This window comes from Nocardioides nematodiphilus (assembly GCF_020216525.1).
Taxonomy (GTDB): Bacteria; Actinomycetota; Actinomycetes; order Propionibacteriales; family Nocardioidaceae; genus Nocardioides; species Nocardioides nematodiphilus.
This window is the reverse complement of the sequence record NZ_JAIWOY010000003.1, coordinates 206862-233484: the sequence shown is the minus strand read 5'-3', so window position 1 is coordinate 233484 and position 26623 is coordinate 206862. Positions and strand designations below refer to the sequence as shown.

Below are 26623 nucleotides of genomic sequence, written 5' to 3'. Positions count from 1 at the left end.
CGGATCCCCCATCAGAGGGATCCCGTACGAGAAGCGGCGAGCCCCGGAACGTCATACGCCCCGAGCGCTTTGCAGCGCTCGGGGCGTATGACGTTGTGGCTAGGTCAGTTGCCGTTGACCAGGTTGCGCAGGACGTACTGCAGGATGCCGCCGTTGCGGTAGTAGTTCGCCTCACCGGGGGTGTCGATGCGGACGACCGCGTCGAACGTGACGCCCGTGTCGGTGGTGACCTTGACCGTCTTCGGCGTGGTGCCGTCGTTGAGCGCGGTGATGCCCTCGATCGAGAACGTCTCCTCGCCGGTCAGGCCCAGCGAGTCGGCGTTCTGGCCGGCCGGGAACTGCAGCGGGATGACACCCATGCCGATCAGGTTCGAGCGGTGGATGCGCTCGTACGACTCGGCGATGACGGCCTTGACGCCCAGCAGCGAGGTGCCCTTGGCGGCCCAGTCGCGCGAGGAGCCGGAGCCGTACTCCTTGCCCGCCAGGACGACCAGCGGGATGCCGGCGGCCTGGTAGTTGACCGAGGCGTCGTAGACAGCCACGACCGGGGCGTCGGCCTGGGTGAAGTCACGCGTGACGCCACCCTCGGTGCCCGGGGCGACCTGGTTCTTGATCCGGATGTTGGCGAAGGTGCCGCGGATCATGACCTCGTGGTTGCCTCGGCGCGAGCCGTAGGAGTTGAAGTCGCGCTGTGCCACGCCGTTCTCGGCCAGGTAGCGACCAGCGGGGCTGTCGGCCTTGATGTTGCCGGCCGGGCTGATGTGGTCGGTGGTGACCGAGTCGGCCAGCTTCAGCAGGACGCGGGCGCCGGAGATGTCGGTGACCGGCGACGGGGTCAGGCTCATGCCGTCGAAGTACGGCGCCTTGCGGACGTAGGTCGAGGCGTCGTCCCAGGTGAAGGTCGAGCCCGTCGGCGTCGGCAGGTTCTGCCACTTCTCGTCACCGGCGAAGACGTCGGCGTAGTCCTTGGTGAACATCTCCGACGTGATGGACTCGGCGATGACCTGCTCGACCTCGGCCGGGGTGGGCCAGATGTCCTTGAGGAAGACGTCGTTGCCGTCCTGGTCCTGACCGATGGCGTCGTTGAACAGGTCGATGTCCATGGTGCCGGCGATCGCGTACGCGATGACGAGCGGCGGGGACGCCAGGTAGTTCATCTTCACGTCGGGGTTGATGCGACCCTCGAAGTTGCGGTTGCCCGAGAGGACCGAGACGACGGCGAGGTCGTGCTCGTTGACCGCGGCGGAGATCTCCGGGATGAGCGGGCCGGAGTTGCCGATGCAGGTGACGCAGCCGTAGCCGACCAGGTTGAAGCCGAGCTTCTCCAGGTACGGGGTGACGCCGGCCTTGTCGTAGTAGTTGGTGACGACCTTCGAGCCGGGCGCGAGCGTGGTCTTGACCCACGGCTTGCGGGTCAGGCCCTTCTCGACGGCCTTCTTGGCGAGCAGCGCCGCGCCGAGCATGACGCTCGGGTTGGAGGTGTTCGTGCAGGAGGTGATCGAGGCGATCGTGACCGCGCCGTGGTCCAGGGTGAAGGTGGTGCCGTCCTCGAGGGTGACCTCGACGGGCTTGCTGGCGCGGCCGCCGTCCGTCGGCGCGGCCGACAGGTGGTTGGACGGGGCCGGGGCGCCGTTGGACTGCGCCGGGTCGTGCGACGGGGCGTCGGAGCCGGGGAAGCTCTCCTCGACCGACTCGTCGTAGCCCTGGCTGTCCTGGGCCTCGCCGGCGTAGTCGACGAGCGCGCCGCGGAAGGCCTGCTTGGCGTCGGTCAGCTCGACGCGGTCCTGGGGACGCTTCGGGCCGGCGATCGAGGGGACGACGGTCGACAGGTCGAGCTCGAGCTTCTCGGAGAAGCGCGGCTCGGCGGCCGGGTCGAGCCAGAGGCCCTGCTCCTTGGCGTACGCCTCCACGAGCGCGAGCTGCTCGTCCGAGCGGCCGGTCAGACGCAGGTAGTTGATCGTCTCGTCGTCGATCGGGAAGACCGCGATGGTCGAGCCGAACTCGGGCGACATGTTGCCGATGGTGGCGCGGTTGGCCAGCGGCAGGGCCGCGACGCCGGCGCCGTAGAACTCGACGAACTTGCCGACGACACCGTGCTTGCGCAGCATCTCGGTGATCGTCAGGACCAGGTCCGTGGCGGTGGAGCCCTCCGGCAGGTCGCCGGTGAGCTTGAAGCCGACGACGCGCGGGATGAGCATCGAGACGGGCTGGCCGAGCAGGGCCGCCTCGGCCTCGATGCCGCCGACGCCGAAGCCGACGACGCCGAGGCCGTTGACCATGGTGGTGTGCGAGTCGGTGCCGACGCAGGTGTCGGGGTAGGCCTGCAGCACGCCGTCGACCTCACGGGTGAAGATCGTGCGGGCGAGGTGCTCGATGTTGACCTGGTGGACGATGCCGGTGCCCGGCGGGACGACCTTGAAGTCGTCGAACGCGGTCTGGCCCCAGCGCAGGAACTGGTAGCGCTCGCGGTTGCGCTCGTACTCGATCTCGACGTTCTTGCCGAACGCCTCGGGGGTGCCGAACGCCTCGGCGATGACCGAGTGGTCGATGACCATCTCGGCCGGGCTGAGCGGGTTGATCTTGGTCGGGTCGCCACCGAGCTCGGCCGCGGCCTCACGCAGGGTGGCGAGGTCGACGATGCACGGGACGCCGGTGAAGTCCTGCATGATCACGCGCGCCGGCGTGAACTGGATCTCCTTGTCCGGGTCCGCGTCCTTGTCCCAGCCCGCGAGCGCCTTGATGTCGGCGGCGGTGATGTCCGCGCCGTCCTCGGTGCGCAGCAGGTTCTCGAGAAGGACCTTCAGCGAGAACGGGAGCGAGGCCACGTCGAGGCCCTCACCCGTGACCGCACCGAGGCGGAAGATCTCGTAGGACTTGCCGTCCACGTCCAGGGTGCCCTTGGCACCGAAGCTGTCCTGACTGGCCAACGCCAACATCTCCTAGGTTCAACCGACGAGCTTGAAGTCTTCGGACGCCATCCTGCCCCGTGCGCACGCGAGCGGGGTAGTAAGGCTGCCCTTGCCTGGGCGGCCCCACCGCTGGATCAACGTCTTGATATCAAGATACACGAGATCGAGCGATTTTTCAGGGCGTGTCCACCCCCACTTTCCGATCACCGCAGGCCCGGCGTGGGTCAGGATGCGGAGCGTGGGGATCGTCATCGTGCTCATCGCTCTGGTCGTCGCGCTCGGCAGCGGCGGCCTGATCCGCCTGCGCGAGGCGAACCAGCGCCTCCGCGCCGAGATCGGGGCGCTGCACGCCGAAGCCGCCGGTCTGAGCGGGTCCGGACGGAGCCCCGAGCGAGGCGAGCGGATCATCACCGTGCGGATCCTCAGCGAGCTCGAGCTCGCCATCGAGAAGACGAAGGCGGCCGGCCTGCTGCACAAGGTCCGGCCCCAGCTGCTCAACCGGCTCGTCTACGACCAGGCCGCCAAGGAGCTCACCGAGCGGCTGGCCGAGGAGGGCGTGCGCGCGGAGGTACGGGTCCACACGGGCCCCTGACCCGCGTGGGCGCGCTCAGCCCCGCCGTCGTGCCCGCAGGACCAGGTCGTCGATGTGGTGGTGCGCGGATGCCGCGCCCGGTGGACGGGGACGCTTCTCGTGGACCTCGACGACCCAGCCGTCGTCGTCCTCCAGCACGGCGACGAAGTCCTCGATGCGCACGTAGGCGTCGGGGTCGAAGGGGCGGTGCGCATGCTGCGGGTCGTGCATCGCCTCGAGGTCGTGACTGAGGACGAGCAGCGTGCCGCCGGGTGCGACGGCGTCGAGGATGTTGTGCACGCCGCGACGGTCCGGCGTGCGCGGGATCGAGGCGTAGCAGGCGGCCACCAGATCGAAGGCGCCGCGGGCGAAGGGCTCGCGGGCGTTGGCGTCGGCGAGCAGCCCGTCGACCGTCAGCCCTCGGCGCTCCGCCTCCGCGCGGATCCGGGCGAGCGCGCGCGAGGAGATGTCGTTCGCGGTCACGGCCCAGCCCTGCTCGGCGAGCCAGACGGCGTCCCCGCCCTCCCCCGCACCGACATCGAGGGCGCGTCCGGCGCTCAGGCCCGTCGCCTCGGCGACCAGCGAGCCGTTCGGGTTGCCGCTCCAGAGCCTCTCGGCCGAGTAGCGGTGGTCCCAGTCCGCGGCCGAGCCAGATGGACGAGCGGCGTCGCGTACGTCGTCGGCCGCGAGACCGAAGGCGATCATGCCGCCGACCCGGCTGCCGTGCGCCGCCGCCTGGAGCACCTGATGCCCCGGGTCGGTGATGTTGCCGACGGCGTACATCCCCGCCACCGAGGTGGCGCCGAGCTCGTCGACCGCGATCACCTCGCCCAGCCCGGTGGGGTGCGGGACGGGGCGCAGGCCAAGCGCGGCGAACGGCTCGGCGCGCGGCCGGAAGCGCGGGCCGACGGCCACGACGTCGGCATCGATGCGCGTGCCGTCGCCCAGCTCGACCCCGCTCAGCCGGGCCCCGCTGGCGACGATGCGCGCGACGTCCGCCGTACGGAGGTCGACCCCGGCCGCCACGAGCGCTGCGACCTCGGCGGCATCGGCCACCACCTCCTCGGCGACCAGCACGGTGAGATCGGCCGTCAGCTGACGGAAGAGCGGCGCGGCGTGCAGCCCCATCGGGTGCGTGACGATCTGGACGATCCGTTGGTCGCGGGCCTCGTAGCCGTGGCAGAACGGGCAGTGGATCACCGTGTCGCCCCAGTGCTCGGCCAGCCCCGGGATCTGCGGGAGCTCATCGACGAGGCCGGTGGCGACCACGATCCGTCGCGCGACCACCGAGTGCCCCTCGGCGAGCTCGACGACGAAGCGATCGTCGGCGCGACCCGCCCCGACGGCCCGCCCGGAGAGCACCTCCACGCCGTAGCCGCGTACCTCCGCACGGGCGTCCTCGATGAGCGCGGCCGGCGCCGTGCCGTCGCGACCGATGAAGCTGTGCATGTGTGCCGCGGAGGCGTTGCGGGGCTCGCCGGAGTCCACCACGATCACCGAGCGGCGCTGACGACCGAGCTGCAGTGCGGTCGCCAGGCCCGCGGAAGAGCCGCCGATCACGACGACATCGCAGTGCCGGATGACGGCGGGATCGGGCTCGTGGTGGTGGCTCATGGCACCGACGGTAGACACGCCTGTCGGATTGCGCCAGACTCCTTGCAGTATTCGCAAGGAGTCCGATGACCGACCTCACCGACATCGAGCACGTCGTGCGCACCCGGCTGCGCAGCCTGCGCACGACGTTGGGGCTGTCCCTCGACGAGCTGGCCGCCCGGACCCATCTCAGCCCCTCGACCATCAGTCGCGTCGAGACCGGCAAGCGGACGATCAGCCTCGACGTGCTGCTCCCCCTGGCCGCCGGACTGCAGGTCGGCCTGGAAGCACTGCTCGACGTGAGCTCGGACGACGACGTCGTCATCCGCCCCACGCCGAGCAGGCTCGGCGCGCGCACGACGTGGAACCTGAGTCGTCCCGGGAGCAGTCAGATCGCGATCAAGATGCTCCTCGAGCCGACGGACATCCCGATCCAGCAGCGGGTCCACCCGGGTCACGACTGGCTCTTCGTCCTGAGCGGCCGCATCCGGCTCCTGCTCGGCGATCGGGAGATCCTCGTGCACGCGGGCGAGGCGGCCGAGTTCGCGACCATGACACCCCATGCGTTCGCCGCGGTCGAGGAGCCGGCCGAGCTGCTGATGATCTTCGACCGCGACGGCCAGCAGGCGCACGTCCACCGCAGCAGCGACTGAGCGCGCCTGCGCCTCACCCTCGAGCGGTCCGCGCGGCGAGGAGTCGCCAAGGCAGCGTCATCGCCAGCGCCCACAGCGTCATCAGGAAGGCGAGCGCACCCAGGACGTACCAGGGCCACGGGCCGAGCAGATCCAGCGGCGTGGACGCGGCCAAGACCGTCGTCCGGCAGACCCGCCAGGTGGGCCGGATCCCGAGTCCCGACACCAGGTAGACGGCCGCCCACACCACGAAGATGTGCCGCAGCCAGAACCCGAACCAGCGCGGGTCCGGGAAGGGCGTGGACAGCGACGGCGTGACCACCGCCGACAGGGTCAGGGTGAGCCCGACGTAGTAGGTGAAGGCCGCCGTACGCCGCCCGCGGGTCCACAGCGCGAAGACCGCGGCATAGTCGGCGAGGTCCGAGAGCTGCAGGGGCCACGAGTTGCGCACGGTGCGCACGTGCGGCATCAGCCAGTAGATCTGCATGCCGATCGTGACCGACAGCGCCACCAGTGCGAAGGCTCGGCGCGCGTGGATCTCACGTGGCGTCCCACGGTGGCTACGGCCCCACACCGCGGCCGTGACGACACCGATCGCGGTGAGGACCAGCAGGAGGTAGTGCTGGCCCGACCAGGGCTCGAACCGCTCCTGCGTGAGCGGGGTGATCACGGCACCAGCGTGCCGCGTCCGGGAAGCCGTCAGCGACCGCCACGCAACGGGCCGACGAGGCGTGGCCCGGCGAGGCGCGCCTCGAGTCGGCGGCCGCCGCGCTTGAGGGGCTGGGCGACGTACTCCCCCAGGATCACGCCTGCCGCCAGGGAGACGGCGATGGTCACCGCCGTGAACAGCGCGAGCAGGCCTTCGGGCGTGCTGTTCGGCCCCTGGTCCGACAGCAGCAGGGTGAGGCCGCGGTAGATCGAGATGCCGGGCAGCATCGGCACCATCGCCGGCACCACGATGACCAGTGGGGGCACCCGCATCCGAGCGGCGACGCCGTAGGCCACCAGGCCGATCACGAACGCCGCCACCGCCACGGGCCAGGCCCGACCCATGCCGCGCAGGGCTGTCGCGATGCCCATCGCGACAGCGGAGATGACCGCGATGGGTACGAGGATCCGTCCGGGCGCATAACAGGAGTAGGCGAACGCGCTGGCGCCGACGGCAGATCCGAGGAGGGTCAGCCCGACGCTCTGGAGGTTGGTCGCGCCGGGCGCGATCGCGGGAATGTCGACGCCGAGCGAGCTCGCCATCGTGAGCCCGGCGCTGACACCGGCGATGATGCCGGCGGTCGAGAGCATCGCCTCCAGCACTCGAGCGTTCGCGGTGATGTAGAAGCCTGACAGGCCGTCCTGGAGGGCGCCCATCAGGCCGATGCCCGCGAGCAGGACGACGATGTTCGCGGTGATGGCCGAGGAGACGTCGACCTCGAGCGGGGTGGCCGCCGTCGCGACCGCGAGCAGCGAGGCCACCCCTGCGCCGGCGATCTGCTGGTAGAACATCGGGATCCGCTGTCGCGACAGGACCAGCTGGATCCGGTCGATCAGCGCGGCCGAGACGAAGGCCAGCAGCGCCACCGCGCCGTCACCGCCGAGCTGGACGGCGACCGCCGCCGCCATCACCGCGAGCCCGAGCGTGGCCGCCCACCGCGGGCGGCTGTGTCCGGTCGAGGTGATCCTGCCCAGGCGCTGCCGTGCGGCGCGCACGTCGACGTCGCCGCGGACCACGTCGCGGATCAGGTGGTCGACGCGGGTGAGGTGCTCGTAGTCGATCGCGCGGGACTTCACCAGTCGGCTCGCCGTGATCGGCGGCTCGTCCGGGCTCGGCTGGCACTGCATCGCCACGGTGACGAACGTGATGTCGATGTCGCAGTTGCGCAGGCCCAGGGCCCGGGCGACCATGCCCATCGTGTCGACCGCGTCGGCCGCGCCCGTGCCCGAGGCGATGAGCAGCTCGCCGACACGGGTGCAGAAGTCGAGTGTCAGGGCCACCTCGCGCACGTCCATCAGGCGCCAGATTGCCAGGGACCGGCCGGGTGATGCCAGCCGACCGCCTCTCGGACCTCGATCGGGGCGCCGAGGAGGCTGCCGTCCTCACCCCAGGAGCCGTCGTGGTTGCGCACGTCCGGCAGGTCGAGCTGCTCGTGGAGGACGAACCGGTTGTGGGCGCTGCGCTCTCCCACCCGGCAGTAGACCGTCACCGGCCCCGAGCCGGGGCTCAGCGCAGGACGAGGAAGAGGCCGACGGCGGTCGGCAGCAGACCGATCAGGAGCCAGCCGTTGCGCGGGTCGTGCTTGTGGATCCCCTGACCGAGGATCACGGCGCCGACGCCGAACAGGCCGGCGATGATGCTCAGCCCGATCTGGCCGCTGCGCTGGTCGGTCATGGTCGCGGCGATCACGATGCCCACGCACAGGTGGGCGATCGTGAAGACGGCCAGCACCGAGAGCACCCAGCGCTGGACGTGGGTCAGCGACTTGTCGTTGACCGGGCGGACCGGGTTGTTCGGGTCCATCAGGTGGCGCGGCCGCTTCTTGGCCGGCTCGGCAGGCAAGGTCTCCACACTATTGTTTGTACACTAATTATTCGCTCACTCATAACTAGGGCACGCACAGTTAGCGCCCTCATGGTTTACCCTCACCCCATGGTGGACGTGAGCACAGGCAACGAGGACGACCCGAGCGGAGCGCCCGCAGACGACCTCCTGGCCCTCGACCAGCAGGTCTGCTTCGCCCTCGCGATCGCGGCCCGCAGCGTCATCTCGCTCTACCGCCCGCTGCTGGAGCCGCTCGGCCTGACCCATCCTCAGTACCTCGTCATGCTCGCCCTCTGGGAGCACGAGCCGCTGCGCGTCAACGAGTTGGCGGCCAAGCTCGAGCTGGAGCCCGCGACCCTCTCGCCGCTTCTCAAGCGGCTGGAGTCGGCCGGCTACGTACGTCGCGAGCGCAGCGCGACGGACGACCGTGCGCTCGCCATCGCGACCACCGACCGCGGTCGGGCCCTGCGCGACGACGCGCTGGTCATCCCTCCGGCGATCATCAACCGGCTCGGCATGCCCCTGACCGAGCTGCACGCCCTGCACGCCCGCCTGACCGAGGTCATCCAGGCCGCTACCCGCTGACCTCGAGGGCCACCCGCGGTGACCCTCCGGCGGCCTCGCTGGCACCGTCGAAGCGCGTCCACATCGGCCTAGTGAGGCGCCTCGGCCCGACGCGACGACGCGCGGACCCGCAGGCGCGTATTGGTGAGGATCGGCCCCGCGCTCGGCAGACCTGCGATCCGCGCCTGGAGTAGGTCGACCAGCGGGAGCAGCTCGACGAGGAGTGACGCACGGCGCGCGTTCATCGTCGCGGTCGGGTTCAGCTCGAGGGCGGTGATCGCGGGCCGGCTCCTGCGGGCGCTCTCCGAGTCCGAGAGGGTGGCCAGGAGCGTGCGCTCCGGCACAGCGACGCCGAGATCGCTGAGCCCGACGGGCATCCTTCGGGATCCTCAGGACTGGGCAGTGACCTCGGTCAGCGCCTCGTCGAGGATCCGGATCCCGGCGCGGACCTCCTCGTCGCTCGCCGTGAGGGGCGGGACGAAGTGGATCCGGTTGAAGTTGGCGAACGGCAGGAGCCCGCGGCGCTTGCAGGCGCCGATCAACGCAGCCATCTCCGGGCTGCTCCCGCCGTACGGTGCCAGCGGCTCGCGGGTCGCCTGGTCCCGCACCAGCTCGATCGCCCAGAAGACTCCTGTTCCCCGCACCTCGCCGATCCACGGCTGGCGGGTGGCCAGCTCGCGCAGCCCCGGTCCGAACACCTCGTCGCCGAGACGTCGGGCGTGCTCGACGACGCCCTCGTCCTCCATCGCCTGGATGCACGCCACCGCGGCCGCGCACGCGAGCGGGTGGCCCGAGTAGGTCAGGCCGCCGGGGTACGGGCGCTGCGCGAAGGTCTCGTAGATGGCGTCGCTGAGGGCGACGCCGCCGAGTGGGACGTATCCGGAATTGACGCCCTTGGCGAAGGTGAGCAGATCGGGCACGACACCCTCGGCGTGCTCGATCGCGAACCAACGGCCCGCGCGCCCGAAGCCCGACATGACCTCGTCGGCGATGAACATGATGCCGTGCCGGTCACAGAGCTCGCGCACGCCCTGCATGTAGCCGGGCGGCGGCAGCATGATCCCGGCCGTGCCCGGGATGGCCTCGAGGATGATCGCAGCGATGGTGCCGGGGCCCTCGAGCGTGATGACGCTCTCGAGATGCGCCAGAGCTCGCTCGCACTCCTCGCTCTCCGTGGTGGAGTTGAACGGGCTGCGGTAGAGAAACGGACCAAAGAAGTGGACCACGCCCGCGGAGCCGTTGTCGCTCGGCCAGCGACGCGGGTCGCCGGTCACGTTGACCGCGAGATGCGTGCCGCCGTGGTACGAGCGGTACGTCGAGAGCACCTTGTTCCGACCGGTGTGCAGACGGGCCATCCGGATGGCGTGCTCGTTCGCATCCGCTCCTCCGTTGGTGAAGAAGATGCGGTTCAGGTCGCCGGGCGTGTGACTCGCGATCAGACGCGCCGCCTCGGAGCGAGCCGGGTTGGCGTAGCCGGGTGCGATGGTGCACAGGGTCGCTGCCTGCTCCTGGATCGCCCGGACGATCCGCGGATGCTGGTGACCGAGATTGGTGTAGACGAGCTGCGAGGTGAAGTCCAACAGCCGATTGTCGTCACGGTCCCAGATGTAGGAACCCTCGGCCTTGGTGATCACCGCCGGGTCCAGCGTCGCCTGGGCGGACCACGAGTGGAAGACGTGGGCTCGGTCGAGCTCGTAGGCGCGGTCGGCGTCGTCGTTCAAGGACGGGTAGGCGCGCGGCTCGGATAGCGACTCAGACATTCTGCGGGAACCCCAGCTCAAGGCCACCCTCAGGACGGTTGGCAGGGTCGATCCAACGGGTGGTGACCGCCTTGGTACGGGTGAAGAAGTGCACGCCGTGCGGGCCGTAGGCGTGGGAGTCGCCGAAGAGCGACTTCTTCCAGCCGCCGAAGGAGTAGTACGCGACCGGGACGGGGATCGGGACGTTGATGCCGATCATGCCCACCTGGACGTCGTTCTCGAATCGACGGGCGGCGCCTCCGTCATTGGTGAAGATCGCGGTGCCGTTGCCGTACTGGTTGGCGTTGATCAGCTCGATGGCCTCGGCGTACGACTGGACCCGCACGACGGACAGAACGGGACCGAAGATCTCCTCGGTGTACATGTCCATGTCGGTCGTGACGTTGTCGAAGAGCGTGGGACCGAGCCAGAATCCGTCCGCCTCGCCGCGCGGCTGGACATCGCGGCCGTCGATGACGACCTTCGCCCCTGCCTTCTCGCCGGAGTCGATGAAGCTCGCGACCTTGTCGCGGTGGGCCTTGGTGACGAGTGGACCCATGTCCGCCTCGCGGCCACCTTGCTCGGTGCGAGTCTTGCTGCCATCTCCGACGAGGAGAGTGCGGGTACGGTCGGCGATGCGCGCGATGAGGTCGTCCGCGATCGGCTCGACAGCGACGAGAACGCTGATCGCCATGCAACGCTCGCCAGCGCTCCCGTAGCCAGCGTTGACCGCCGCGTCAGCGGCCAGGTCGAGGTCCGCGTCGGGCAGCACGACCATATGGTTCTTCGCTCCACCGAGGGCCTGCACACGCTTGCCGTGCTTGCTGGCCTCCTCGTAGACGTACTGGGCGATCGGGGTGGAGCCGACGAAGCTGATCGCCGCGACCTCCGGGGACTGCAGCAGCGCGTCGACAGCCACCTTGTCGCCCTGCAGGACGTTGAAGATGCCGGCAGGGAGACCAGCCTCCTTCCACAGCTGCGCCATGAAGAGCGAGGCGGAGGGATCCTTCTCGCTGGGCTTGACGATGACCGCGTTGCCCGCGGCGATGGCGACCGGGAAGAACCACATCGGCACCATCGCCGGGAAGTTGAACGGGCTGATGATGCCCACGACGCCGACCGGGTCGAGCTTGGAGTGGACGTCCAAGCCGGTGGAGGCGTTCTCGGAGTGGCCACCTTTGAGCAGGTGGGCGATGCCGCACGCGAACTCGACGACCTCCTGGCCCCGGGCGATCTCGCCGAGAGCGTCCGAGTGGACCTTGCCGTGCTCGGCGGTGATCAGCTGGGCGAGCTCCTCCTTGCGGGCGTTGAGCAGCTCGCGGAAGGTGAAGATGACCTGCGTACGGCGCGCGATCGAGGTGTTCCGCCATGTCTCGGCGGCGGCGGCAGCCGAGCCGATGACCCGCTGCGCGTCCTCAACACTGGCCAGCGCGACCTGTCCGGTCACGACGCCGGTGGCGGGGTTCGTCACGTCGGCGACGTTGCCGGAGGCGCCCGCGTACGGAGCACCGTCGAGCCAGTGGGTGATGGTGGTGGTCATGGAGGGGTCCCTTCAGTTCGATGCTCCGATCCTCATGCGTGATGCCCTCGTCGGGACCCGACAGGTCGTAGGATGAACGACGTTTCTCCGACAGAGTGTCGGAGACACGGCCTGCCGCCGAGAGGATCATCGTGGGCATGCTCAGCGTCACCGATGTGATGGCCATGGCTGTCGTGCGCAGCGCCGGGGCGCGGCTCGTTGCCGGCTCCGACGGCCTTCACCGCCCCGTCCGCTGGGTGCACACCACCGAGCTGGCCGACATCGGCCCCCTGCTGCGTGAGGGCGACCTCCTGCTGAGCACCGGCATCGCCATGCCGGACAGCGACGACGGCCTGACGGAGATGATCAGCAGCCTCGCGGACAGTGGCGCCGCCGGCCTGGTGATCGAGCTCGGCCGCCGCTGGAAGGAGCTTCCGACCGCGCTGCTCGCCGCCTGCGACGCCCGCGGTCTTCCCCTCATCGCCCTGGCGCGTGAGGTGCGGTTCGCAGCCGTGGCGCAGGCGATCGGTGAGCGGATCGTGGACCAGCAGCTCGTCGAGCTCCGCGAGGCCCAACGCGTCCATGACACCTTCACCGAGCTCAGCATCAGCGAGGCCGGCCCCGGCGACATCCTCGAGGCGGTGCAGCGCCTCGCCGGCGCCGCGGTCGTGCTCGAGAGCGAGCAGCACCACGTCCTGGACTACCGCTCCGGCCCCGAGGACGTCTCCACCCTCCTGGCGGACTGGCCGGCGCGGTCACGCGGCGTCGTCCTCGACGAGCGCACCACCTGGGATGAGGAGCGCGGCTGGCTGGTGACGCGGGTCGGCAAGAAGGAGCGTGGCTGGGGCCGTCTCGTCGTCCAGGTCCCCGAGCGTCCCACCGAACGTCAGGTGGCGATGGCGGAGCGGGCCGCCGCAGCTCTGGCCCTGCACCGTCTCCACGACCGGCAGCGCGACAGCGCCGTCCGGCGTACGCACCACGAACTCATCGTGGCCATCCTCTCAGACCCCACAGCTCCGGGCCTCGTGCAACGCTGTGATGCGGCCGGTCTGCCGACCGCCCGCCGGCAGTTCGTAGGGATCACCCTGCGCCCACTCGTCGGGTCAGCGCCGCCCACGTCCCCGGCTTCGGCGACCGTCGGGACGCGCGTGGAGGAGGTTGCCGCCGCCGCCGTTCGCGCCGCGCACGAGCTCAAGATCCCCGCCCTGGTCTGTCACCTCGACGGTGACGTCCGCGCGGTCCTCTCCCTGGCCATCTCCTCCCCCGTCGACCGACTCGTCGACGACCTCGCCGAGCGAGTCGGGCGACGCCATGCGGTCGTCGCCGGTGCCGGGCGCACCAGCGCCCGGCCGGGCGAGATCGACCGCACCCTGCGCGAGAGCCGACAGGTCGTCGACTCCACGCCCTCCGGGGAGCTGCGGTCCGGACGGTTGCGGCGCCTCGATGATGTCGGCCTGCGTGGACTGCTGGCCATGCTCTCCGGCGACGAGCGGGTTGCGACCTACGTCCAGCGCCAGCTCGCTGCCCTTCGCGAGCACGACCGCGGTTCGGAGAACGCGCTCGAGCCGGCGCTCGTCGCCCTCCTCAACCACCCAGCCAGCAAGTCTGACGCGGCAGCGAGCATCCATGTCTCCCGGCCGGTCTTCTACGACCGGCTGTCTCGACTCGAACGGCTGCTCGGCGTAGCCCTGGACGATGCGGACACGCGGGTCTCGTTGCACGTGGCGCTGATCGCCGACGAGATGGCGCAACTGGCCCGCGACGGAGCACCGGCGTAAGGGCGCCGCGGCGTCAGAGCGCGTACACCTGCCCGGTCTCCGAGGACTCCACTGACCGAAGGTGCGCCGCCCCCACGGCCGGGCCGTCCACGATGGGGAATCCCAGGAACACCGCGGCGTACTTCGCCTTCGACTCCGTCAGCACCGTGGGGCTGACGATGGTGATCCGGAATCGGCCCTGAGCCTCGAAGGAGCGACATTGCCCACCGTGGACCGGTCGACATCGAACAAATGATCCGGTCCACACACAGCCCTCCCTGCGATCGGTGCGACAGCCCATCAGCCGGCCGAGCTCCAGCAGGACCAGCTCCGTGGGGTCCACTGCGAAGGCCGGGATGAGCACCGGTCCACCGGTCCACCGCTCGACCGCACGGCACACGGCGTCCCGAAGGGTCGTGTCGACTGGCCGATGAGAACGATCCATCCTCGACTCGACCACCGTCACGTCAGCCGACGGCGGATGCGCACGCGCGAGCAACAGAGGATGCGTGCCCCTGCCTACATCACCGCTGAACAGCACGCTCGTGCCAGCGCGCCATCTGGCTCACCGTCGGATGACCACTTTGAGAGCCATGGTGTCAGCCGCGTTGCCGAAGGTCTCGTAGGCCTCGAGGATGTCGTCCAGCTTGAAGTGATGGGTGCCGAACTTCTCCGCCGGGATCTGGTGCTGGGCCACCAGCTTGAGAAGCATCGGGGTCGTGTTGGTGCTGACCAGTCCCATCGTGATCGCGATGTCCTTGATCCACAGCTCGTCGAGCGCGAGCTGGGCCGGGGCGCCGTGCACGCCGACGTTCGCGACCCGGCCGCCCGGACGCACGATCTCCGTGCACGCGATGAACGTCTGCGGAACGCCGACCGCCTCGATCGCCACGTCGACGCCAAGGCCATCGGTCATGGCGAGCACCTGCTCCCTCCAGTCGGGCGCCGCGCTGTCGACGACGTCGGTGGCGCCGAAGGATCGGCTCTGCGTGAGCCGATTCGCATCCAGATCCAGGGCAATGACCCGCGCGGCGCCGTACAGGTGAGCGGTCATCATGCATGCCAACCCGATCGGGCCCGCGCCTACCACCGCGACGGTGTCGCCGGGCTTCACCTGGCCGTAGCGCACGCCGATCTCGAAGGCTGTCGGCAAGATGTCCGAGAGCATCACAGCGGCCTCGTCAGGGACGCCGTCGGGGAGACGGTAGAGCGAGTTGTCCCCGAACGGGACGCGCACGTACTCCGCCTGCGTGCCGTCGATGAGGTGGCCGAAGACCCACCCGATGCCGCTCGCACCCTCATCGGCGAGACAGTGGGCGTACAGCCCGGCGTGACAGTAGGAGCAGGCTCCGCAGGCGCTGATGCACGAGATGATCACCCGGTCGCCGGGCGCGAGCGTACGGACGGCCGGACCGATCTCGATCACCGTGCCGACGCCCTCGTGCCCGAGGATCCGCCCCTCGGCCACGGCCGGCACGTCCCCCTTGAGGATGTGGAGATCGGTGCCGCAGATCGTCGTGGTGTCAACTTGCACGATCACGTCGGTGGGCTGCACGATCTGGGGGTCTGGGACCTCTTCCCACGCTTTCTGGCCGGGACCGTGATAGACGAGTGCCTTCATTGCAGGTGCCTTCCGTGACCACGCGACCGGGTGTCTCCCGGTACTCCTCCACGCTCCTCCGGCGATGCCGTCGCTACACGAGCCGAAGGACCTTCTCGCAGGGGACTTCCTCCCCTGCGCACGGGAACAGAACCGCGATGGACTGAGGATGTGACAGCAAGAGGCCAGGCCGATCCCGGATGCACCCCCGTCCGGTCGGCCCTCGCGCGCCCGGCGGTGTGGCGGTCCTGCGACGTACGCCGACGCAGGTAACCGGCACCCGTCGGGCGCCGGTCTCAACGGCTGGGAGAAGCTGTACGAGCAGCAGTAGAGCAGCGGCTACTCGACGATCACGCGCGGCTGACCTCCACCGGCGGCGATGCGCTGCCCCTGGGGCGGCGCATCCTCACGAGAAGGTAATCGTCTCGGGGTGCTCTGCCGCCTTCAGCATCCCCCCACCCTCCTCGAGGACCAGGCCAGGCAGCCCCTCCGATCCCGTCAGCTCCGGCAGAACCTCGACCGGGCACGAGACGGCTCGCAGCACGGCCCGGGAGGTCGCGCCGAGATGGCCCGAGGCGAAGCCGTGCGATCGCCTTCCCAGCAGGAGGAGACTCGCGTTCTCCGAGGCGTCGACGAGGGCACGGGCCGGTTGCCCATGGCGGACATCGATACGAACCTCGAGATCGTCCGGGACGTCGCGGCGCACGCTGTCCACCACCGCACGCAGCACGGTCCTCGCAGCCTCCTCCCATCCGTCCTCTCCGACCCGGTCAGCGATGACGTCGTCATAGACCAGGGGCAGTCGCCAGGCGTGCACGAGCGTCAGCGGGGCCTGGCGATCGCTCGCGATCTGCATCGCGCGCCTCACCAGTTCTGCCGATCCCGCGCAGGACTTCACCGCCACGACGACATCCGTACGCGCCGACTGCGGCTCCGGCGCACCGGACCAGGCCGCAGGCACGATGACGACCGGCGCGGATGCCTTGCCTGCGACACCCGTCAGAACCGTGCCGACAAGGATCTTGTCCAAGAGCGGCTGGCTCTCGTCGCCGAGCACCGTGAGCGTGGCCCTGTTCGCGGCGATGACCAGGTGGGCCACGCGGTCCCCGTGCACGAGTGTGGTGGCGACCTCCACGCCGGGCGCGAGGTCTCGCGCCATCGCCGCGTGCTCGTCGAGTATCCGGCGGCCCATCCGCTCATTGTCCGAGGCGACGGCGGGAGTGAACGACCTCCAGTCACCGATCAGTGGCCGCGCGTCTGGCCACACGTGGAGCAGGTGGAGCCCGATACCCAGGCGGGAGGCCTCCTGCGCTCCGTACCTCAGGGCGATGCGACCACCCTCCTCGCCGTCGATGCCCACGAGGACATGCCTCTTGCCGTCCATCACGTTCCTCCTTCTCCCCGGAGGGGGAACTCATCCGCGCGCCGGTGCCGCGGTGGGCCTGGTGTCCTCGCTGTCGAGCGCCTCAGCGACCGGGAGGACCATGACAGGGCAGTGCGCGATGCTCAGGAGCTCGCGGCCGATGCCGCCGAAGCGACCACTCGGCGTGGTGCCTGCTCGACGAGCGATGAGCAGCAGGTCGGCGCTACGGGACTCCTGTCCGAGCACGTCGCCCGGCGCACCGTCGACGACATCGACCTGCACCCTCGGGAAGCGGCCGGCGGGGACGATCCCGGCGATCCGATGCTCGATGTCGTGCACTGTGTCCTCGGTCGTACGAGCCTGGGACTCTGGGTCGTTCGGCTCGCGCACGTGGACGACGGTGAGTTCGGCGTGGCGCGTGCGGGCGACGCGAAGCGCCGCCTGCAGCAGCATCTCGGGGATCTCGTCGACGAGCTTGAGGCCCAGGACCACGCGGGCGCGCGGCTCGCTCGGAGCCCAGGCGTCGGGGACGACAACCACGGGGACGGCGGCGGCGCCTGCGACCCGGCCGACGAGGGAGCCGCTCGACGCATGCCCGCTCACCTCAGCGCGGGCATGCCCCATCACGATCATGACGGCGCCGTCGGCCAGGTCGGACAGGGTCCTCCCGGTGTCTCCGACCACCAGCTCACCCATGATCCGGTCCTCGGAGAGGTACCAGCCCGCCTCGTCGACGGCACGCGCGAGGGTGGTGGCGGCCGTGCCGCCGGCCGCGACCAGTGAGGAGCAGCTAGGGCTCACATGCACGATCCGCAGTCGCGACTCGGCTCGCGCCGCCGCGTGCGCCGCGTAGAACACAGCGGCTCGGCTTCCCGGTGAATCCGAGACCCCGACGAGGATCCAACCCGTTCCAACCATCGTTCCTCCTGAAGTCGACATGCCTCCAGCACAGCGCGAAGCGACCTGTGGAGGCAGAGCCGAAGGCTCCTGTTCGTCGAGCCCTAGGCCCACCGTGTCGCAGGGCCGAAAGTCCGTCCGGCCACAGAGATAGGGCGCCCCGACGAGCCGGCCGTACCGGCGGCCCCACGAAGAACCGCGTCGACGGCTTCGTCCACGGTCTCGGCCAGGTCGCGCGCGGTGTCGAGCCGGACGCTCTCGGGCCACACGTCCTGCCGGCTGCGCATCCGTGCCGCGATGCTGTGGTCAGCATCCGAGACCGCGTCGCCGGCGACACGCCGGGCCGCGATCCGCACGTCCGCCACGGCAGCGGGCAGGTCGCAGCGCAACGAGATCAGCTCCGCGCTGACGGCATCCACCAGCCTGGCAGCCTGTGCCCGGTGATGTGCCGAGCTCCACGAGGCGTCCAGGAGGACCGACTCCCCGCGCTCGAGCAGCAGCCGCGCGCGGCGCAGCAGCTCGTCGTACGTTCGCGCGGTGCTGGTCGGCGAATAGATGCCCTCCTCGAAGCCCGCTGCGGCCGGGCTCCTGGCGCTGAGGCCGACAAGCTCCTTGCGCATGCTGTCACTGTCGAGCACCGCGAGGCCGAGGCGGTGTGAGAGGTGACCGGCGAGCGTCGACTTGCCCGAGCCCGGTGACCCGCCGATGAGCACGAGCCGGACCGCGGCAGCGTCGATGTGGTCGCGTGCCAGGCGCGCGAGTGCGACCGGCTCCTCGCCCGACGCCGGATGCGGGCCGGGCTCCTGACGACGGACCGCACTCACCTTGGCGCGCATGAACGCGCGATATGCGATGTAGTGGTGAATCAATGACGCGGGCGCGTGGTCGCCACTGAACTCGCTGTACCAACGCAGCAGACCGCCAGCCAGCTCGGCGTGACCCAGGCGCTCCAGGTCCATCGCCAGGCAGGCGACGTCGTCGATCTGGTCGAGATGGCGTAGCCGGTCGTCGAACTCCAGGCAGTCGAGCACCCGCGGGCCGTCCGGCAGACAGAAGATGTCGTCGGCGAGCAGGTCGCCGTGGCCGTCGAGCACCCGTCCCTCCTCGATGCGCTGCTGGAAGAGCACTTCGCGACCGGCGAGGTAGCGCTCGGCCCCAGAACGAACGGCCGCGATGAGCTCGGACGAGATCGGCGTCCCCGGCAGACGGGCCGCCTCATCGAGGTTGTGCTCCCAGCGTCGCAGTACCTCGTCGCGCCTCCCCTCGGCCGCGGTCGCCTGGCTGCGTTCCGCTCCGCTGTGGAAACGGGCCACCAGTCTGGCGACCTCGCGGACGCTATCGGCCGTGTCAGCATGGTCGAGGATCGCGCTGAGCCGCCGGTCGGCGGGCATGCGGCGCATCATCACCGTCGGCTCGCTCTCGCCGCTCGGCGTCGTGAGCGCGCCGACGCCCAGGTAGACGTCGGGGCTGAACCGCCTGTTGAGGGCGAGCTCGCGCTCGCATGCCTCGCGGCGCTGCGCCGTGGTGGAGTAGTCCAGGAACGGCAGGGTGACGGGCTTCTTGAGCTTGTAGGCCACGTCCCCGAGCAGGAGCACGACACCCGAATGGGTCTCATGGAGATCCGCGTACGGCGCGGTGCCTCCGTTCATCGTCCGACGGGGGTCGAGACGGCGCGTGCCACGCTCCGCTCCCCTGCCGGCACGCAGCGGTCCGGTGCATCGACGAGCAGGACGGGGCAGGAGGCTGTCCGTAGGACGTGCCGCGCCACGGTCCCCAAACGGTGGGGCGTGCGGTGCCGGACGCCGTGGCGGCCCACGACGAGGAACGCCGAATCGTGCGACGCCTCCTCGAGGACGCGCCCCGGGGCACCGTCGCGGACGGCGAGCGACACCCGCGCTGCGGGTGGCGCGGCACGCTCGAGCTCGGTCTGGAGGATACGACGCAGCCGGCCCGGATCCGACCCGCTCGGATCAGCACGGCCGCGCGATGGTTCCGCATGCACGACCCGGAGCGGAAGCTGAGCGGCCTGCGCCAGTCCTACGGCCTGTTCCAGTAGCACCGCGCTTGTCCGGGCCAGATCGACGCCCACCGACACCGGAGCTGGGAGTGCACCGGGACGCCACGACGCGGGTACGACCGCCACCGGACACCTCGCGCGGCCCGCGACCTGCGCCGGCACCGACCATTCCGGCAGCAGCGCGGCGTGCCCGTGACGCTGAGGACGCCCGACGACCAGGATGCCGTCACGGCGACCGTGCTCGATCAGGGTCCGCGCACGGTGGCCACTCACCAGGAGCGGTGTGATCGGAACGGTGATGCCGTCCTCGACCTGAGCTCGCTCGACGGCCCCGTCGAGGGTCTCGCGCGCCAGCCGCGCCGAGTCACCGAACCGCAACAACGGCGTCTCGGGTCCCCCGTGGCCCTCGGCATACACGTGCACCGCCAGGAGCGGCACACCGAGCCATCCCGCCAACGTCGCGCCGAAGACCAGGGCCGCGCGGCTTGCCGCGCCGTCATCCACACCCACCACGACGCGGCCTGCGGTCCGTACGACCCGCGCGTCTCGCTCAATGTTCATGATTCTCCCTTCCCCGCCATCGTGCGACGCCGAAGCTCGGCGCGGTGGAGGCGAAGGTCCCGAAGCACGTGGCCACCGGCCCCCAGGAATGTGGCGACGCCGGGCACGATTCCGAGGGCCAGCACGACCGCAGTGTCAGCGAGCGGGAGCGGCCGGGTTCCGAGCAGCTCGGCGAGCCACGGCACGAACACGGCGGCGAGCTGCAGCACGACCGATGAGGCGACCGCCAGGTCGAGGAAGCCCAGCACGTGCCGACGGTCGCTTCTGCGTCGCAGCGCCAGAGCGACCCCGAGCTGTGCGAGGCCGAGCGTCAGGAACACGGCGCTTCGTTGCACCTGGGCGTTATCCGATACGAGAAGACCGGCTGTCAGGGCCACCACCGCTATCAGTGCACCGATGAGAAGGACCTGACGCCACAGTCCGTTGCCCAGAACCGATGCTTGGGGCGATCGCGGCGGCCGGTGCATCGCCTCGGGGTCGCCCGGCTCGGCGCCGAAGGCGAGGCCGGGCAGCCCATGGGTCAGCAGGTTGATCCACAAGATCTGCCCCGGCAGGAGTGGGACGCCGATCCCGACGAACGGCCCGAACAGCATCACACCCACCTCCGCGACGCCTCCGGCGAGTGCGTAGCGCAGGAACGTTCTGATGTTCGCATAGATGCGACGGCCGTCGTCGATCGCATGGGCGACCGTGCCGAGGCTGTCGTCGGTGAGGATGAGGTCGGCGGCCTGCTTCGCGACCTCCGTGCCCGACATGCCCATGGCTACACCGATGTCGGCGCGCTCGAGGGCGGGCGCGTCGTTAACCCCGTCGCCGGTCATCGCGACGATGTGCCCGCGTGCCTGCAGCCGGGTGACGATGTCGTACTTCTGCTCGGGGCGGGTGCGGGCGAACACCGCAGGGATCCTTCCCATGTCCCCCGACGCGTCTCCGAAGACGTCGCCGCGCTCGAGGTCCGTGCCCGTGACCACGTCGGTCCCCAGGCCGAGCCGCTCGGCGACGGCACGAGCCGTGTCGGGGTGATCACCGGTGACCATGGCGACCGCGATGCCCGCCTCCCTCACCGAGTCGAGGACGGCACGCGCATCGGCGCGAGGAGGGTCGTTCAGAGCAACCAGTCCGACGATATCGAGGTGCTGCTCCGCGGCCGCCGCGTCGAGGCTGGTCGTCCTTCCTTCGGCCACCATCAGCACGCGCAGGCCCTGATCCGTCAGCTGGTCGATCTGAGCCTGAAGCGATCCGGCGGGCCTGCGGAGCAGACCCGGGACGGCGAGCAACACCTCCGGTGCGCCCTTGCAGATCACCAGAGCTTCGTCTGTGTCGTCTCCCGTCCGGTGGATCGTGGTCATCCGCTTTCTCTGGCTGTCGAAGGGGCTCTCGCCCACCCGCGGCAGGTGCACGCGGTCGTGCTGGACGGGGACGCCGGCGGTCAGCGCCGCCGAGAGCAGAGCGACGTCCGTCGCCTCACCTCGCGGCCACCAGTCCGGATGCTGCTGATCGGGAGCAGCGAGATCGGCGTCGTTGCACAGAGCGACATCGCGCAACAGGCGCAACAGGCCTTCGTCAGCCCCTGCGCTGATGTCGTCGAGGCCGTACTCACGCTCACCTGCATACGCGCGCTCCAGGGTCATCCGGTTCTGCGTCAGTGTTCCGGTCTTGTCCGTCAAGAACACCGTGACAGCGCCGAGGGTCTCGACCGCCGACAAGCGCCGTACGATCGCCGCTCGTCGCGACATCCGACGCGCACCGAGCGCCAGGGCCAAGGTGACGACGGCAGGAAGCGACTCGGGCACCGCCGCCACCGCCAGACTGATCGCGATCAAGGTCATCTCGCCGACGGGTCTGCCCCGGAGAAGGCCCAGAGCCATCACCAGCGCGGCGAGCGCGACGGCCGTGGCCGCGAGGATCCGCCCCAGGTCCCGCAGACGGTCCTGAAGCGGCGTGGGCCGGGTGGGTTCGTGACCGAGCAGCGCGGCGATGCCGCCGATCGCGCTGTTCACTCCGGTCGCGGTCACCAGCGCTGTGCCCCTCCCGCGGGTGACGACCGTTCCTGCCAGGAGGCGTTCATCGGTGTCCTGACCGACCGACTTCTCGACGGCGCGCGACTCGCCGGTCAGCGCCGATTCATCCACCTCCAGGCCGGCAGCCCCGACGAGTGTTGCGTCTGCGGCCACGATGTCGCCTGCCTCGACGACGATTCGGTCGCCAGGGACGACCTCGACGGTCGGAAGGTCGATCAGGCAGCCGCTGCGCCAGATCCGGGCCGTCGGCTGACTGAGGGCACGCAACGCGTCGAGGGCGTGCTGCGCCCGAACCTCCTGTCCGACGCCGATCGCGGTGTTGGTCACGACCACCAGCAGGATGATGGCGACGTCGCGGAAGTCGTGCAGCGCGCTGCTCAGCCCGGCCGCTCCCAGCAGGAGCAGGATCATGGGGTCCCGGAGCTGCGCCACGACGCGATCAAGGAGCGTCGCCGGAGCCCGCCCTGGCAGCGTGTTCGGCCCGAACACGGAGCGTCGCTGCAGCACGTCGACGGCGTCGAGCCCGCCCTCGGGCGTCGGTGCTGAGACGGCCGCGGAGCGAGCGGGCGGCTCGACCCCTGTCTCGGTCTGCGACGCAGTCCGTGCGCCGCGGTCGGAAGCCATCGGGGTCCTCCAGCTCGTCGGGATGCTGCTCTCACAGTCTGGTCGCGCACCGCTCCTGGGACAGGGGGCCGAGTCCCTCACAGCGGGAGTCGAACGTCCCGGGCCGCGGATGCCGACAGCCCGCGCCTGATCCGCCGTCGGCTCGTGCCGGGGCTGGGACCTCGTTCCCGCTGCGGCCGCGGCCGTCAGTCTTCCTGGGCCGACTCCGCCGCCACGACTGCCTCGGTCGCGCTCACCACGGAGTCAGGGGTGAGGCTGATCGCGTCGATGCCGGTGCGGACGAGGAACTCCAGGAAGTCGGGGTAGTCCGAGGGCGCCTGCCCGCAGATCCCGCAGTGGATGCCGTGCCGATGGCAGCCCTCGACGGCCAGCTCGATCATCCGCATGACGCCAGGGTCGCGCTCGTCGTAGTCGAAGGCGACGACCTCACTGTCGCGGTCCACCCCGAGGGTCAGCTGGGTCAGGTCGTTGGAGCCGATCGAGAAGCCGTCGAACCGAGCCGCGAACTCGTCGACCTGCACCACGTTGTTCGGGACCTCGCACATGGCGTAGATCTCCAACCCCTCGCGTCCGCGCTCGAGCCCGAGCTCAGCCATCCTCGCCAGCACCAGGTCGGCCTCAGCGATGCGGCGGACGAACGGCACCATCACGATGACGTTGCGCAGGCCCATCTCCTCGCGCACCCGGCACAGCGCCCGGCACTCGAGCTCGAAGCCGTCCGCGTACGCCGGGTGCGCATAGCGTGCGGCGCCGCGGAAGCCGAGCATCGGGTTGGCCTCGACCGGTTCGAAGGCCGCACCCCCGAGCAGCGAGGCGTACTCATTGGTCTTGAAGTCCGAGAGTCGGACCACCACCGGCTTCGGGTAGAACGCCGCCGCGATCGTGCCGATCCCCTCGGCGAGTCGCTCGACGAAGTAGGAGGCACCGTCCGCGTAGCCGCGGATCAGGTCGAGGATCTGTGCGCGCTGGGCGTCGTCCTCGACCCGGTCCGGGTGCAGCGCGGCGAGCGGATGCACCTTGACCCCGGCCGCCAGGATGAACTCCATCCGGGCGAGCCCGACACCGTCGTTGGGCAGGAACGAGGTCTCGAAGGCGAGGTCCGGGTTGCCGAGGTTGATCATCACCTGGGTCCGGGGGCGCGCCGCCTCCTGTGCCTGGGAGGTGATCGAGCGCACCGTCGCCTCGCCGTCGTAGACATGCGCCGTGGCGCCCTCCGCGCACGAGACCGTCACCGTACGTCCCGGCGCGATCGCTCGGGTGCCGTCCCCGGTGCCGACGGCAGCCGGCACGCCGAGCTCGCGCGCGATGATCGCCGCGTGGCACGTCCGACCGCCGTGGTCGGTGATGATCGCAGCGGCCCTCTTCATCGCAGGCTCCCAGTCCGGTGTGGTGGACGCCGCGACGAGCACCTCGCCCTCGCGGAAGTCCTGCAGCTGACGCACGTCGGTGATTACGCGGGCCTGCCCGGTGGCCACCCCGTCACCCACCGCACGGCCGGTCGCCATCAGCGCACCATGGGCGAGCACGGTGCGGGTGGTGACCTTCCCGTGCGCCCGGTGTGATGCGGCGGTCTCGGGGCGCGCCTGGACGATGTAGAGCTCCCCGCCGGGACCGTCCTTGGCCCACTCGATGTCCATCGGCCGGCCGTAGTGGCGCTCGATCGTCAGAGCCATCTCGGTCAGGTCGAGCACCTCGGCGTCCGTGAGGCAGAACCGCTCCCGGTCCTGCGCTGGCGTCGGCATGACCCGCGTGGAGCGGCCGTCGTCGGTGAGCACCATCCGCACCTCCTTCTCACCCAGACGCCGGCGCAGCACCGCGCGGTAGCCGTCGAGATAGGTCGGCTTGTGCACCGAGAACTCGTCCGGGTCGACGGTGCCCTGAACGATGGTCTCGCCCAGGCCGTACGAGCCGGTGACAAGGACGATGTCGCGGAAACCCGACTCGGTGTCGAGGGTGAACGCCACCCCCGAGGAGGCTTCGTCCGAGCGGACCATCTTCATCACGCCGACCGAGAGCGCCACCTGCATGTCGTCGAAGCCCTGCCGCCGCCGATAGTCGATGCCGCGGGCGGTGAAGAGACTGGCGAAGCAGTGCCGGACCGCGTCCAACACGGCGACGACGCCGGTGATCGCCAGGTAGCTCTCGTGCTGGCCGGCGAAGCTGGCCTCAGGCAGGTCCTCGGCGGTGGCCGAGCTGCGCACGGCGACACTCACGCCGGCGCCGTACTGGCTCTCCAGACGCGCATAGGACGACCGGACGGCCGTCTCCACGTCGGCCGGGAGACCGGCCTCATAGACGATGCTGCGGGCCTGCTCGGCGCCACGATCGAGGCTGTCGTTGTCACTCTCCTCGATCGCCTCGAGCACGTCGCGCAGGCGGCTTGCGACGTCCCGCTGGGCGATGACGCGCCGATAGGACTCCGCGGTGACCGCGAACCCGTCGGGCACGCGCACCCCGTTCCCCGAGAGCCGCTGATACATCTCTCCCAGCGAGGCGTTCTTGCCTCCGACGGAACCGACGTCGGCGTTGGTGATCTCCTCGAAGCGCCGGACGAGGCTGTCGTGGTCGTTGATGCCCGGCTCGCGGGCCTGCTTCGGCTGTACCTGACTCTCCATGCTCCCACTCCACCAGCGCCGCGGGGCACGGTGGAGAGGCCTTGTCCCGCGGCGGTGACGGCCCTAAGGCCCACCCACCGATGACTTTGGGCCGGTTCGCTCCTGCCTCCGGCACGCGAAGCATCGATCTCGACACCACACGTCCCGTGCCCGTACGGGCCACGTCGCAGGAGGAGAGCATGACAACCATCGAGCCGGACCCCGTAAGCGCGACCGACGACATGCCCCTGCTGCGGCTCCAGCACGTCAGCAAGCACTTCGGGCAGATCCAGGCGCTCACCGACGTGAGCCTCGACATCCCCGCGGGCCAGGTGACCGCCCTGGTGGGCGACAACGGCGCCGGCAAGTCGGTGCTGATCAAGTGCATCGCCGGCATCCACCCGCCGGACGAGGGCCGCATCCTCTGGGAGGGCCGCCCGGTCTCGATCCGTACACCTCGCGACGCCGCCGGGCTCGGCATCGAGACCGTCTATCAGGACCTCGCGCTGTGCGACAACCTCGACATCGTCGAGAACATGTTCCTCGGCCGCGAGCGGACCGTGCACCACCTGTTGATCGACAAGGACTCGATGGAGAAGTCGGCTCGCGAGACCCTGGACTCCCTCGCTGTCCGGACTCTGAAGTCACCCCGGCAGCGCGTCGCGCACCTGTCGGGTGGTCAGCGCCAGTCGGTGGCGATCGCGAAGTCCGTGCTGTGGCACTCCAAGCTCGTCATCATGGACGAGCCCACCGCAGCCCTGGGCGTCGCGCAGACGAAGGTCGTCCTCGATCTGATCCGGCGCCTGGCCGACCGAGGCCTGGCTGTCATCGTGATCTCGCACAACATGAACGACGTCTTCGCCGTCGCGGACAGGATCGCTGTGCTCACCCTCGGGCGCCTCGTGGCGGTCCGGGCGACGGCCGCCCTCGACCCGATCAGCGTGGTCGAGCTCATGACGACGGGGACGGCGCGCCAGACCACCCCGCTGACACCGTCGAGCCGCTGACCCTCGTCGACGAGCACTCCGGCGTTCTGCGGCGTCCTTGATCAGGCAGCCGATCCGGTTCCCTGGGGCGTGACTCCCCTGCACCCGGTGGTCCTGGGGGGGGGCGTCTCCGCCAGCGGCGG

General features: G+C 70.1%; 23 protein-coding genes. 5 read left to right on the top strand and 18 right to left on the bottom strand.

What is annotated here, in order from left to right; translation table 11 throughout:
- Positions 1–104: 104 nt before the first annotated feature.
- Both acnA and KSO98_RS07120 read right to left on the bottom strand, forming a co-directional pair.
- Positions 105–2936, bottom strand: a complete 2832-nt coding sequence (acnA, locus tag KSO98_RS07125; RefSeq protein ID WP_225284421.1) for an aconitate hydratase AcnA — start codon at positions 2934–2936, stop codon at positions 105–107.
- A 9-nt stretch (positions 2937–2945) separates the two neighbouring features.
- Positions 2946–3170, bottom strand: coding sequence for a hypothetical protein (locus KSO98_RS07120; protein ID WP_225284419.1), 225 nt, complete (start codon positions 3168–3170; stop codon positions 2946–2948).
- Here KSO98_RS07120 and KSO98_RS07115 point away from each other — a divergent pair.
- The gene (locus tag KSO98_RS07115; RefSeq protein WP_225284418.1) at positions 3148–3501 is read left to right on the top strand and encodes a hypothetical protein; all 354 of its coding nucleotides are present in this window, start codon (positions 3148–3150) and stop codon (positions 3499–3501) included. The genes KSO98_RS07120 and KSO98_RS07115 overlap by 23 nt on opposite strands.
- A 15-nt stretch (positions 3502–3516) precedes the next feature.
- Here the strand turns inward: KSO98_RS07115 and KSO98_RS07110 are convergent, their stop codons facing one another.
- Positions 3517–5094, bottom strand: a complete 1578-nt coding sequence (locus KSO98_RS07110) for a bifunctional NAD(P)/FAD-dependent oxidoreductase/class I SAM-dependent methyltransferase (protein WP_225284417.1) — start codon at positions 5092–5094, stop codon at positions 3517–3519.
- Between the two features lie 65 nt (positions 5095–5159).
- On the opposite strand from KSO98_RS07110, the gene KSO98_RS07105 reads away from it, so the two are divergent.
- Positions 5160–5726: a helix-turn-helix domain-containing protein gene (locus KSO98_RS07105; RefSeq protein ID WP_225284416.1), complete on the top strand. Its 567-nt coding sequence runs from the start codon at positions 5160–5162 to the stop codon at positions 5724–5726.
- 13 nt (positions 5727–5739) lie between these two features.
- On the opposite strand, the gene KSO98_RS07100 is transcribed toward KSO98_RS07105, so the two are convergent.
- The 4 genes from KSO98_RS07100 to KSO98_RS07085 are packed head-to-tail and all read right to left on the bottom strand — an operon-like array spanning position 5740 to position 8265.
- On the bottom strand, positions 5740–6375 hold the full coding sequence (locus tag KSO98_RS07100) for a YwaF family protein (RefSeq protein ID WP_225284415.1): 636 nt from the start codon (positions 6373–6375) through the stop codon (positions 5740–5742).
- Positions 6376–6404: 29 nt separating this feature from the next.
- The gene (locus KSO98_RS07095) at positions 6405–7709 is read right to left on the bottom strand and encodes a threonine/serine exporter family protein (RefSeq protein ID WP_225284414.1); all 1305 of its coding nucleotides are present in this window, start codon (positions 7707–7709) and stop codon (positions 6405–6407) included.
- On the bottom strand, positions 7709–7885 hold the full coding sequence (locus tag KSO98_RS07090; RefSeq protein WP_225284413.1) for a hypothetical protein: 177 nt from the start codon (positions 7883–7885) through the stop codon (positions 7709–7711). Before KSO98_RS07090 ends, KSO98_RS07095 begins: the two co-directional genes overlap by 1 nt.
- A 35-nt stretch (positions 7886–7920) precedes the next feature.
- A complete protein-coding gene (locus KSO98_RS07085) occupies positions 7921–8265 on the bottom strand; it encodes a hypothetical protein (protein ID WP_225284412.1) in 345 nt (114 codons plus the stop codon).
- An 81-nt stretch (positions 8266–8346) separates the two neighbouring features.
- Between KSO98_RS07085 and KSO98_RS07080 the strand changes: the two genes are divergently transcribed.
- Positions 8347–8823 carry a MarR family winged helix-turn-helix transcriptional regulator gene (locus KSO98_RS07080; RefSeq protein ID WP_225284411.1) on the top strand — a complete coding sequence of 159 codons (477 nt, stop codon included), beginning with the start codon at positions 8347–8349 and terminating at the stop codon, positions 8821–8823.
- Positions 8824–8891: 68 nt separating this feature from the next.
- Here the strand turns inward: KSO98_RS07080 and KSO98_RS07075 are convergent, their stop codons facing one another.
- The 3 genes from KSO98_RS07075 to KSO98_RS07065 are packed head-to-tail and all read right to left on the bottom strand — an operon-like array spanning position 8892 to position 12081.
- Positions 8892–9179 (bottom strand): type 1 periplasmic-binding domain-containing protein, encoded by a 288-nt coding sequence (locus KSO98_RS07075; protein ID WP_225284410.1) that lies wholly within the window; start codon positions 9177–9179, stop codon positions 8892–8894.
- 12 nt (positions 9180–9191) lie between these two features.
- A complete protein-coding gene (locus KSO98_RS07070; protein ID WP_225284408.1) occupies positions 9192–10562 on the bottom strand; it encodes an aspartate aminotransferase family protein in 1371 nt (456 codons plus the stop codon).
- Complete coding sequence (locus KSO98_RS07065) at positions 10555–12081, bottom strand: CoA-acylating methylmalonate-semialdehyde dehydrogenase (protein ID WP_225284406.1); 1527 nt, start codon at positions 12079–12081, stop codon at positions 10555–10557. The genes KSO98_RS07070 and KSO98_RS07065 overlap by 8 nt, the downstream gene beginning before the upstream one ends.
- Before the next feature lie 137 nt (positions 12082–12218).
- On the opposite strand from KSO98_RS07065, the gene KSO98_RS07060 reads away from it, so the two are divergent.
- Complete coding sequence (locus KSO98_RS07060) at positions 12219–13838, top strand: PucR family transcriptional regulator (RefSeq protein WP_225284639.1); 1620 nt, start codon at positions 12219–12221, stop codon at positions 13836–13838.
- Between the two features lie 13 nt (positions 13839–13851).
- On the opposite strand, the gene KSO98_RS07055 is transcribed toward KSO98_RS07060, so the two are convergent.
- From KSO98_RS07055 to ppsA, 8 genes are all read right to left on the bottom strand, one after another.
- Positions 13852–14217 (bottom strand): Rossmann-fold NAD(P)-binding domain-containing protein, encoded by a 366-nt coding sequence (locus KSO98_RS07055; protein ID WP_225284404.1) that lies wholly within the window; start codon positions 14215–14217, stop codon positions 13852–13854.
- Positions 14218–14382: 165 nt separating this feature from the next.
- Positions 14383–15372 carry a zinc-dependent alcohol dehydrogenase family protein gene (locus KSO98_RS07050; RefSeq protein WP_225284638.1) on the bottom strand — a complete coding sequence of 330 codons (990 nt, stop codon included), beginning with the start codon at positions 15370–15372 and terminating at the stop codon, positions 14383–14385.
- Positions 15373–15823: 451 nt separating this feature from the next.
- Complete coding sequence (locus KSO98_RS07040; RefSeq protein WP_308012734.1) at positions 15824–16777, bottom strand: universal stress protein; 954 nt, start codon at positions 16775–16777, stop codon at positions 15824–15826.
- Positions 16778–16831: 54 nt separating this feature from the next.
- Complete coding sequence (locus tag KSO98_RS07035) at positions 16832–17698, bottom strand: universal stress protein (protein WP_225284400.1); 867 nt, start codon at positions 17696–17698, stop codon at positions 16832–16834.
- Positions 17699–17781: 83 nt separating this feature from the next.
- Positions 17782–19326: a bifunctional aminoglycoside phosphotransferase/ATP-binding protein gene (locus KSO98_RS07030; RefSeq protein ID WP_225284399.1), complete on the bottom strand. Its 1545-nt coding sequence runs from the start codon at positions 19324–19326 to the stop codon at positions 17782–17784.
- Complete coding sequence (locus KSO98_RS07025) at positions 19323–20255, bottom strand: universal stress protein (RefSeq protein WP_225284397.1); 933 nt, start codon at positions 20253–20255, stop codon at positions 19323–19325. Before KSO98_RS07025 ends, KSO98_RS07030 begins: the two co-directional genes overlap by 4 nt.
- On the bottom strand, positions 20252–22900 hold the full coding sequence (locus KSO98_RS07020) for a cation-translocating P-type ATPase (RefSeq protein WP_225284395.1): 2649 nt from the start codon (positions 22898–22900) through the stop codon (positions 20252–20254). The genes KSO98_RS07025 and KSO98_RS07020 overlap by 4 nt, the downstream gene beginning before the upstream one ends.
- Before the next feature lie 185 nt (positions 22901–23085).
- Positions 23086–25515, bottom strand: a complete 2430-nt coding sequence (gene ppsA, locus KSO98_RS07015) for a phosphoenolpyruvate synthase (protein WP_225284394.1) — start codon at positions 25513–25515, stop codon at positions 23086–23088.
- A 179-nt stretch (positions 25516–25694) separates the two neighbouring features.
- Here ppsA and KSO98_RS07010 point away from each other — a divergent pair, with 179 nt between their 5' ends.
- Positions 25695–26501: an ATP-binding cassette domain-containing protein gene (locus tag KSO98_RS07010; RefSeq protein ID WP_225284393.1), complete on the top strand. Its 807-nt coding sequence runs from the start codon at positions 25695–25697 to the stop codon at positions 26499–26501.
- Positions 26502–26623 lie beyond the last annotated feature (122 nt).